The organism is Microbacterium sp. ZW CA_36 (assembly GCF_044987475.1).
In the GTDB taxonomy this organism is placed as follows: Bacteria; Actinomycetota; Actinomycetes; order Actinomycetales; family Microbacteriaceae; genus Microbacterium.
Genome location: NZ_JBJDRL010000041.1, coordinates 26379 through 35268, shown reverse-complemented (window position 1 = coordinate 35268; position 8890 = coordinate 26379). Strand labels below are relative to the sequence as shown.

The 8890-nt window shown below is 71.7% G+C and carries 8 protein-coding genes; all 8 read right to left on the bottom strand.

Annotation, left to right across the window (positions count from 1 at the left end; all coding sequences use genetic code 11):
• Positions 1–1752: hypothetical protein (locus tag ACI3KX_RS15675; RefSeq protein WP_404910306.1), on the bottom strand; the 1752-nt coding region annotated here is incomplete at its 3' end.
• A gap of 167 nt (positions 1753–1919) precedes the next feature.
• Positions 1920–2672 carry an SDR family NAD(P)-dependent oxidoreductase gene (locus tag ACI3KX_RS15670; protein WP_363354958.1) on the bottom strand — a complete coding sequence of 251 codons (753 nt, stop codon included), beginning with the start codon at positions 2670–2672 and terminating at the stop codon, positions 1920–1922.
• A gap of 8 nt (positions 2673–2680) precedes the next feature.
• The gene (locus ACI3KX_RS15665; protein WP_404910305.1) at positions 2681–3547 is read right to left on the bottom strand and encodes a phosphogluconate dehydrogenase C-terminal domain-containing protein; all 867 of its coding nucleotides are present in this window, start codon (positions 3545–3547) and stop codon (positions 2681–2683) included.
• A complete protein-coding gene (locus ACI3KX_RS15660; RefSeq protein ID WP_404910304.1) occupies positions 3544–4338 on the bottom strand; it encodes a sugar phosphate isomerase/epimerase family protein in 795 nt (264 codons plus the stop codon). Before ACI3KX_RS15660 ends, ACI3KX_RS15665 begins: the two co-directional genes overlap by 4 nt.
• Positions 4335–5216: a triose-phosphate isomerase family protein gene (locus ACI3KX_RS15655; protein ID WP_363354953.1), complete on the bottom strand. Its 882-nt coding sequence runs from the start codon at positions 5214–5216 to the stop codon at positions 4335–4337. The genes ACI3KX_RS15660 and ACI3KX_RS15655 overlap by 4 nt, the downstream gene beginning before the upstream one ends.
• Positions 5216–5701, bottom strand: a complete 486-nt coding sequence (locus ACI3KX_RS15650) for a ribose-5-phosphate isomerase (protein ID WP_363354951.1) — start codon at positions 5699–5701, stop codon at positions 5216–5218. Before ACI3KX_RS15650 ends, ACI3KX_RS15655 begins: the two co-directional genes overlap by 1 nt.
• Complete coding sequence (locus ACI3KX_RS15645) at positions 5688–7457, bottom strand: dihydroxyacetone kinase family protein (protein WP_363354949.1); 1770 nt, start codon at positions 7455–7457, stop codon at positions 5688–5690. Before ACI3KX_RS15645 ends, ACI3KX_RS15650 begins: the two co-directional genes overlap by 14 nt.
• On the bottom strand, positions 7454–8872 hold the full coding sequence (locus ACI3KX_RS15640; RefSeq protein ID WP_404910303.1) for an MFS transporter: 1419 nt from the start codon (positions 8870–8872) through the stop codon (positions 7454–7456). Before ACI3KX_RS15640 ends, ACI3KX_RS15645 begins: the two co-directional genes overlap by 4 nt.
• Positions 8873–8890 lie beyond the last annotated feature (18 nt).

The following is an 8890-nucleotide window of genomic DNA, read 5'->3' as shown; positions in this document are numbered from 1 at the left end:
ATCGGCGCCCGCACCGCCGCCGCTGTCGCCGGCGGTGCGGGCGCCGATGGCCCAGACGAGACCATCGGGGGAGTCGCCGCGGAGGCCCGTCGCACCAGCCAGCGCGGCCAGTGCCGAGACCGCGTCGAACACGGGAAGTGTGGTTCCGTCGGACATGCGGACGCCGCGCGGCCCCCACTCCTCGAAGTAGGCGAGCGTGGCGACACCGGGCACGGCGAGGGCGGCGGCGCTGGCGACGGTCCAGGCAGCGAGCTGCGGTGCCGACTGTCGCGGATCGACCGCGTCGATCAATGCGGAGCCGTAGCCGTCGCGCAGGTCGTCGTGCGCGGGCATCGGCGGGGGAGTCGTCGCCACATCGTTGAAGTGCGGACGCAGCGAGATCGGGCCGATGTGCACCGGGAGTCCTGCGGCGATGCTCACACCCTGCGTGGCGACGATCCGCTGCATCGGCAGTGCCTCGACCAGCTGCTCGGTGCTGAGGCTGTGGAACAGAGGCGTGCTGCTGAACACGATGCCGGCGAGCCCCCGCGGCAGGCGATGGTGCTCGCGGTTGAGCTCCGTGAAGTGCGAGCGCACTCCGCCCACGACGGCGACGTCGAGACCCGCCTCGGTCAGCGCGTGACGCAGCCGGGCGATCGCGTCGAGGTCGGAGACATGGCGCGCCGGTCCAGTAGGCGGGAACGCGGTGACACGCGCGATCGAGAGGCCGCGGAGCGCGTCCACGGCCTCGTCGATGCTCGCGGGACCGGCGTCGTCGAGCACGAATCGCACGTCGAGCGCAGGAGGGCGCGCTTCGTCTCGCTGGCGCTCGCTCAGTGGCCGGAGATTGGGGGTGTTGGCGGGTGCTTCGTCCTGCTGGCGCTCGCTGCCTGACTCGGGATGCCGGCCTGCCGCGCGGTCCAGGGCCGCGCGCCAGTTGCGGGTCGCGAGGTCGAGCTCGACGAGCACGGTCGCCGGCCAGGCGCCGCCGTCCGCCGGCCACCGGTCCGCCGGGGCCGGGTCGGGTGCCGTCGAGGCCGAGACGCCGATCGCCGGGAGCGGAGGCCCCTCCTCGAGCCGGATGCGCGCCACGGGATCCGGCTCGGCGGCCGCGGAGATGCCCGACACCGCGATGTCGATCGACTGCACGACCCTCTCGCCGGCGGCGAGCGTGTAGGGGAAGGGGAGCGCGAGCGGGCGGCTGTACGTCTTGTACGAGGCATCCGTCCAGTTGCGCTGGTCCTCCATCTCGAAGACGTCGCCGGTGAAGCGCACGTCGACCTCGAGCCCCTGGTGCGACCACGACAGGCCCGCGATGTCGAGAGCCGGCTGGTGCGGGCTGATGCGCTCGGGGAACCGCGAGTGCGCGACCGCGCCGTCGGAGTGCCGGACGTGCAGTGCCGCGCCCGCCAGTGCGGGCAGGTGCAGCACGACGAGGCCGGTGCGATTGGTCGCGAACTCGGTCTGCGACTCAAGGTCGGTGAGCACCCGCAGGCGCCCGGGCCCCCGCACCTCGGCCCGGACGATCCCGCTCAGGTCCGCGTCGAGGTCTGTCGAGTGCACGTGCAGCGTCAGCGCGAGGCCGGATGCGGCGACGCGGTCGACGATCAGCCCCGCCGTGTCCCAGTTGCGGTCGCGCACCACGGCGCGCACCGACCGCAGCACGACGTGCCCGTCGTACGCGATGTCGGCGAACTCGTCGTCGCGCAGCTCGAGCGACCACGGTCCGCTCCGCCACGCGGTCGCCGGCTTTCCGTCCCACTCGTCGCCCATGCGCTCCATCCTCGTCTTCGCTGCGGTCTGCCGCTGCTCCGCTGTCGCAATTGGTGCGCCGCGGCCACCGTTTTGTGACAGCGGAGCGGCCCGCACGCGCCGGGCTCGAAGCGGCCTGCGGGCGCCTGACTCGCGCGTGCAGTGCTCCGCGCCGGTCGCGCGTGGCCTCAGATCGTCATGCCGCCGTCGACGGCGAACAGCGCGCCCGTGGCGAACGCGGCGTCGTCCGACGCGAGGAACACCATGATCCCCTCGACATCGGCCGGCGCTCCGGCACGGCCCATCGGGATGCGGCCGATGATCGCCGACCGTGCCTCCGGGTCGCTCGTGATGGTGGTGACGAGCGAGGTCTCGGTATAGGCCGGGACGACGGTGTTGACCCGGATGCCGCGATCGGCGTAGGCCGCTGCGACCGTCCGTCCGAGGCCGTGGATGCCTGCCTTCGATGCGCTGTACGCCGTGAAGTCCCGACCCTCGCCGTTGATCCCGGTCGGGCTTCCGGTGAGGATGATCGAACCTCCTCCGGTCTCCAGCATCGAGCGGACGGCGTGCTTGACGGTGAGGAAGGTGCCGGTCAGGTTGATGTCGATCGTGCGCTTCCACACGTCGAGATCGAGGTCGGCCGCCGCCGCGTCCTGCCCGAACAGCTGCACGCCGGCGTTGGCGACGACGACGTCGGGCGCCCAGCCCTCGGCGCCGAGCAGCCCGAAGGCGGCTTCGACCGACGCTTCGTCGGAGATGTCCATGACAGCGGCGCGGGCGGCGGGCCCGATCGCATCCGCCGTCGCGCTCGCGGCCGCGGCATCCCGGTCGGCGATGATGACGCGCGCACCCTCGCGGGCGAACCGCTCCGCGACGGCACGGCCGATGCCGGTGCCCGAACCGGTGACGAGCGCGGTCTTGCGTTCGAGTCTGGTCATCGTCGTCCTCAGTGCTCGATGTGGTCGAGGTGCAGCATCCGCGCGAGGTTCTTGTCGAGCTCGTCGTCGCGGAAGATCTTCTTCCAATCCTCCTTGATGATGCTCTCGCGGCCGTAGTCCATCGCGATGAGGCACGCGTCCGAGAACGGGTTGTCGCCGCGCAGCCCGTTGGCGAGGGCGACCTGGGTGTGGCCGTACAGGATGCTGCGCGCCGCCGCCTCGGGAACGCCCATCGTGTTCACGGCCTCCTGCAGCGCCTCGTTGAGGAGTGCGCCGATCATGCACGCGACGGTCTCGACGAGGGTCGGCTCGAGTTGCGCGAGCTGCTTGATGGTGACCCAGTGCACGTCGATCACGGGCGCGTAGATGGCGCGGACGGTCGCCTCGACGATCGCCTGCTTCTCGGGGTCGTCGGACTCGATCGCGGCGATCGCGTCCTGCGGGGCGGCGATGCCGCCGAAGGTGTCGGCCCACTCCTCCGGCGTCTGGCGCTGCAGGAAGATCGACGGGTGGCAGGGGTGCGCCACGGCCTGGATGACGTCCTCGCGGGTGGTCAGCAGCCCGGCATACGCCGCTGCGGGGTCGAGGGTCAGCACGATCGCGCCGGCCCTCAGCTGCGGCACGAGGTCGGCGGTGACGGGTCCGAGCGCGAGGTCGGGCACCGCCAGCACGACGATGTCGGCGTCGGCGACGGCGGTGGCGGCATCCGTCAGCTCGCGGCCCGCATCGATGGTGCGCTGCCGGCCGGCGGGCGAGTTCTCGACGTACGCGACCTGGTGGGAGGTCCTGACGAGATTGTCGGACACGCGCATGCCCATCTTCCCGCCGGCGCCGACGACGGCGATCTTGTACGTCTCGGTCGAGGTGGTGCTCATGTCGTGCTCCTCAGATATTCGATGGTTCGGCGGGTCCATTCCCGCTCGGTGCGGATGGTCGTCTCGGCGTCTCCCTGCCAGGAGAGCCAGTGCTCGACGATCTCGTTGACCCCGCGTTCGCGGGGACGGACGGTCTCGAGCAGGTGCGGGTAGTCGTGCAGCCCTTCGCCCATCGGCGCCCCGCCGTAGGTGAAGCCGACCCAGCCGGGCTGGCGGGCGAAGGCGAAGTCCTTGACATGCACGTTCTTCACGTGGGGCGCGGTGGCCCCGACGCAGTCGCGCGGCAGCTCGAGCCGGGCGACGACGTTCGCCGGGTCGAGGCAGATGCCGAGGCGCGGGCTGCCGATGCGCGCCACCAGGCCGACCAGGTCGGCGGTCGCGAGCTGCTCGTACGTCTCGAGGGCGAGGTCGACCCCGGCCCCCTCGTACGCCAGCAGCGCGGCGCGCAGCCATTCCTCGGCCTGCGCGAGCGTGGGCCGGGTGTCGGGCGAGTACAGCATGCTGCGGACGAGCCGGGCATCGAAGACTCCGGCCAGGTCGAGGAAGCGCGCCAGCCGGTCGGGCTCGATGCCCTTCGTGCCGAGTTCGATCACGATGCCCAGGTCGCGGGCGGCGGCTGCGGCATCCGTCAGCTCCACGTCGCTCATCGACTCGAGCGGCGCGTAGTCGCAGATCTGGAACAGCGCGACGCCGAGTTTCTTGGTCGCCTCGAACGCGCCGACGAGCGAGAGCGGCTCGGGCACCTGGTCGGAGTGCTGCCAGAAGAAGGCGTACGTGCCGAGGCCGATCATGCGCTCGCCCCCGGCGAATCTCCGCGAGACCCCAGCGGGGGGACGAGACCGTGGGGTTCTCCCACGGTCTCGTCCACCCGCTGGGGTCTCGCCGAATCGGACGGTGCGACGCCGGTGCGACGGGCAGCCAGGACGCCGGCCTCGTCGAGCACCGCGAACAGGGCGTCGGGGTCGTGGGCGAAGCGGCCGAGGAACAGGCCGTCGACGCTCTCGCCCAGACGGGTGAGCAGGCCCGGGCCCGCCGATCCGCCGTAGATGACGACGCTGCCGGCGCGCGCCGGATCGGCGTCGAGCGCGCCGCGGAGGGCACGGGTCACGGTGGCGATGTGCTCGTCGGGAGCGGGCTCGGCCGCGCCGATGGCCCACACCGGCTCGTAGGCGACGATGACGGGCCCGGCCGGCACCCCTTCGAGGTCGGCGGCGAGCTGCTCGACGTTCGCCAGCGCGGCGGCGGGGCCGCCGAGATGCTCGGCCTCACCGATGCAGAGCACCGGGGTGATGCCGTGCGTGAGCGCGGCGGCGGCTTTGGCGGCGGTCACGGTGTCGGTCTCGTCGAAGAGGCGGCGGCGCTCGGCGTGCCCGATCTCGGCGACCGCGACACCGACCTCGGCGAGTTCGGCGGCGGTGACCTCGCCGGTGTAGGCGCCCGGCGGGAACTCCGAGACGTCCTGCGCGCCGATCAGCACCGGGGTGCCGGCGAACGCCTCGAGCGCCGCGGGGATCTGCAGGTACGTCGGGATGACGAAGAACCGCACGTCGCCGCCGGCCACGGCGGGGTGCGCGGCCGCGCGGCGCGCCACGTCGGCGAACCAGGCGCGCGCCCGCTCATGCCCGAAGTACGTCTTCAGGCTCACCCCGACCGTGACCTGCGCAGGCATCAGCAGGAGCCCGTGTTCTCGAACTCGTCGATGACGGCGACCTTGTCGGCCGAGGCCGACGTGGTGTCGAAGCGGTAGGTCAGCCATTCGCGCACGAGGCGCCGGGCGAGCTCGACGCCCACCACGCGCTGGCCCATGGTGAGCACCTGGGCGTTGTTGGAGAGCACGCCGCGCTCGACCGAGTACGAGTCGTGCGCGGTGACGGCGCGGATGCCGGGCACCTTGTTCGCCGCGATCGCGACGCCGAGGCCCGTGCCGCAGATGAGCAGAGCGCGGTCCGCGGTGCCGGCGGCGACCTGCTGGGCCGCCTCGATCGCGACCTTGGGGTACGGGGTGTGGCCGTCCGCGTCCACGCCGACGTCGATGACGGAGGCGACCCCGGGGTTCTGCTCGAGATCCCTCTTGAGGATCTCCTTGTAGTCGAAGCCGGCATCGTCGGCGCCGATCACGATGCGCAGGGGCTGGGCGGTCTCAGGCTGTGCCATGAGCGTTCTCCTTCATTGAGGTCTCGGTCGCGACGGTGTCGGCGGCGAGTGTTTCTCCGATGGCCGTCACGATGAGCGCGAGCGAGATCGCGCCGGGATCGGGCGTGCCCACGCTGTTCTGACCGTGCGTGCGGGCGCGACCCATGCGGGGGAGCAGGTCGGCGGTCGCGCCGGCGGCCCGCGTGGCGGCATCCGCTGCCGTCCGCCACGCGTCGGTCAGCTGCGCGCCCGCGTCGACGGCCTGGGTCAGTGTCGAGGTGAAGGGCACGAGCGCGTCGACGAGCGTCTTGTCGCCGACCTCGGCCTTGCCGTAGTCGGTGACGCCTCGTGATCCGGCGGCGACGCCCGCAGCCACGGCTGCCGCGTCGGGGCGGCCTTCGTCGCCCAGCTTCGCGGCGATCGCGTTCAGGATGACGCCCCACAGCGCGCCGGACGTACCGCCGGCCTTGTCGGCCCACGCGTCGGCGGCCCGCGCGAGCGTGGTGCGGGCGCCGGCTCCGGCATCCACTGCGGTCTCCGCAGCGGCGAGCGCGGCGTGCGAACCGCGCTGCATGCCGATGCCGTGGTCGCCGTCGCCGGCGATCGCATCGAGCCGGCCGAGCTCATCGACGTGGGCGTCGACGGTCTCTGCGATCGCGCGCACGGCGGCGAGCACCGTTCCGGCGGCGGCACGGGATGCCTCGTCGCCGGGTTCGATGACATCGGCGACGTCGGCCGCGGCCGTCGCGTCGGACCGCTCCTGCGGAGCGACCGAGCCGCGCCGGTAGGCCGGGGTGTCGACCGCGGTCTCCCACAGCGATTCCAGCGCGTCGTCGAGCCAGAACAGCGTCAGCGACGTGCCGGCCATGTCGAAGCTCGTGCAGTACTCGCCCACGTGAGGGTCGACGACGTCGATGCCGGCATCCGTCAGCAGCTGGGCGATGCGCCGGTAGACGACGAACATCTCCTCGTACTTCAGCGAGCCCAGGCCGTTCAGGATGGGGACGACGCGGGCCCCCCGGACCGCGTCGACCCCATCCGGCACCTCGGTGAGGAGCTTCTCGACGAGCAGTTCCGCCAGGCCGTCGGCCGTGGGGATGCCTGTCTCGTCGATGCCCGGCTCGCCGTGGATGCCGAGCCCGATCGCCATCCGGCCCTCGGGAACGCTGAACAGGGGGTCGTCGGCGCCGGGCAGCGTGCAGCCGGTGAACGCGACGCCGAACGACCGCGTGCGCTCGTTCGCGTGCTGCGCGAGCCGCGTGACCTCGGCGAGGTCGGCGCCGGCGGCCGCGGCCGCCCCCGCGATGCGGAACACGGTGAGGTCGCCGGCGATCCCGCGGCGCTTGTGCTTCTCGTCGGGCGTGGCGCTGAAGATGTCGTCGGTCACCGTGACGGTCTCGCACGCGATGCCCTCGGCGCGCAGGCGCTCCTGGGCCGCGTCGAAGTTGAGCACGTCTCCGGCGTAGTTGCCGTAGGTGAAGAACACGCCGCCGCCGTTGTCGGCGGCCTTCGCCACCGTGTGCACCTGCTGCGTCGACGGCGATGCGAAGAGATTGCCCATCGCGGCACCGTGCGCGAGTCCCGGGCCGACGAGCCCGCCGAACGCGGGGTAGTGGCCCGAGCCCCCACCGATCACGACGGCGACCTGCCCGGCCGGCGACGTCGTGCTGCGCACCACGCCGCCCGGGACGCGCCGGACGTATCGCGCGTTGGCCGCGACGAAGCCGTCGATCATCTCGTCGGCGAAGTCGGCGGGCTCGTTCCACAGGCGCGTCATCGGGCGTCGCCCTTCGGGTCGGCCGCGGCCCGCAGGGCGTCCGCGTCGACGGTGGGCGCGTCGGCATCCGACTCGTCGACCGTGACCGGGCTGATGCGGTTGCTGCGGGCGAGCAGCACCATGAGCACGGCCGACACCAGCATGACGAAGCCGACGATGAACATCGGCACCTCGTATCCGCCGGTCCAGTCGTGCACGGCGCCGGTGACGAACGGCGCGGAGAACCCGGCCAGGTTGCCGATCGTGTTGATCAGCGCAACGCCCGCGGCGGCCGCCGCTCCGGTGAGGAAGCGGGTGGGCAGCGTCCAGAAGTTCGGGAGGGCGGCGAAGATCGCGCACGCCGTGACGGTGATGACCGCGATGGTCGCGGCGGGCGAGCCGGCGAACAGGGCGAGGGGGATGCTGATGGCGCCGGCGATCGCCGGACCCGCGATGTGCCAGGTCTTCAGGCCCCGCTTGGACGCGTCGCGCGACCAGAAGTACATGACGATCGCGGCCGGCAGGTACGGGATCGCGGTGATGAGGCCCTTCTGGAACACGTCGTACGTCTGCCCGGTCTGCGCCTGGAACCCCTCGATGATCGTCGGGAGGAAGAAGGCGAGTGCGTAGAGGCCGTAGATGAAGCCGAAGTAGATGAACGAGAGCACCCACACGCGGCCGCTCTTGAACGCGAAGCGCGCCGAGACGTGGCCGTGCTCCTTCTTCTGGGTGGCCGCCTTCTCGCGGTCGAGCGCGTCGGTGAGCCACACCTGCTCGTCGCGGGTGAGCCACTTCGCGTCGGCCGGCTTGTCCTTGAGGTAGAACCACGCGACGATGCCGACGATGATCGCGGGGATCGCGACGCCGAAGAACATGAACCGCCAGCCCTCGAGGCCGAAGAACACCTCGTGCTGCTGGATGAGCCAGCCGGCGAGCGGGGCGCCGATCACGGTGGTGAGGGGCTGCGCCAGGTAGAAGAGCATGAGGATGCGGCCGCGGTACTGCGCGGGCACCCAGAGGCTGAGGAAGAGGATCGCCCCGGGGAAGAACCCGGCCTCGGCGACACCGAGCAGGAAGCGCAGCACGACGAGCTGCTCGAAGTTCTGCACCCAGGTGAACAGCAACGCGACGATGCCCCAGCTGACCATGATGCGCGAGAGCCAGCGCCGTGCGCCGAACTTGTGCAGTGCCAGGTTGGAGGGCACCTCGAGCAGGATGTAGCCGATGAAGAAGACGCCGGACGCGAACCCGAATTGAGCGGCGCTGAGGGCGAGGTCCTCGTTCATGCCGTTGGGGGCTGCGAAGCCGATCGCGGTGCGGTCGAGGTAGTTGATGAAGAACATCAGCGCCACGAACGGCACGAGGCGCGTCGACACCTTTCGGATCGCGGAGCGCGCGACGGGCGGCGCGTCGGCGACGGTCTGGTTCTGGTCCACGGTGACTCCTGCTCATCG

Bases quoted from the DNA above. Each gene is read 5' to 3' on its own strand.
- ACI3KX_RS15670 (WP_363354958.1), bottom strand. From the start codon at position 2,672: ATGACCAGACTCGAACGCAAGACCGCGCTCGTCACCGGTTCGGGCACC.
- ACI3KX_RS15665 (WP_404910305.1), bottom strand. From the start codon at position 3,547: ATGAGCACCACCTCGACCGAGACGTACAAGATCGCCGTCGTCGGCGCC.
- ACI3KX_RS15660 (WP_404910304.1), bottom strand. From the start codon at position 4,338: ATGATCGGCCTCGGCACGTACGCCTTCTTCTGGCAGCACTCCGACCAG.
- ACI3KX_RS15655 (WP_363354953.1), bottom strand. From the start codon at position 5,216: ATGCCTGCGCAGGTCACGGTCGGGGTGAGCCTGAAGACGTACTTCGGG.
- ACI3KX_RS15650 (WP_363354951.1), bottom strand. From the start codon at position 5,701: ATGGCACAGCCTGAGACCGCCCAGCCCCTGCGCATCGTGATCGGCGCC.
- ACI3KX_RS15645 (WP_363354949.1), bottom strand. From the start codon at position 7,457: ATGACGCGCCTGTGGAACGAGCCCGCCGACTTCGCCGACGAGATGATC.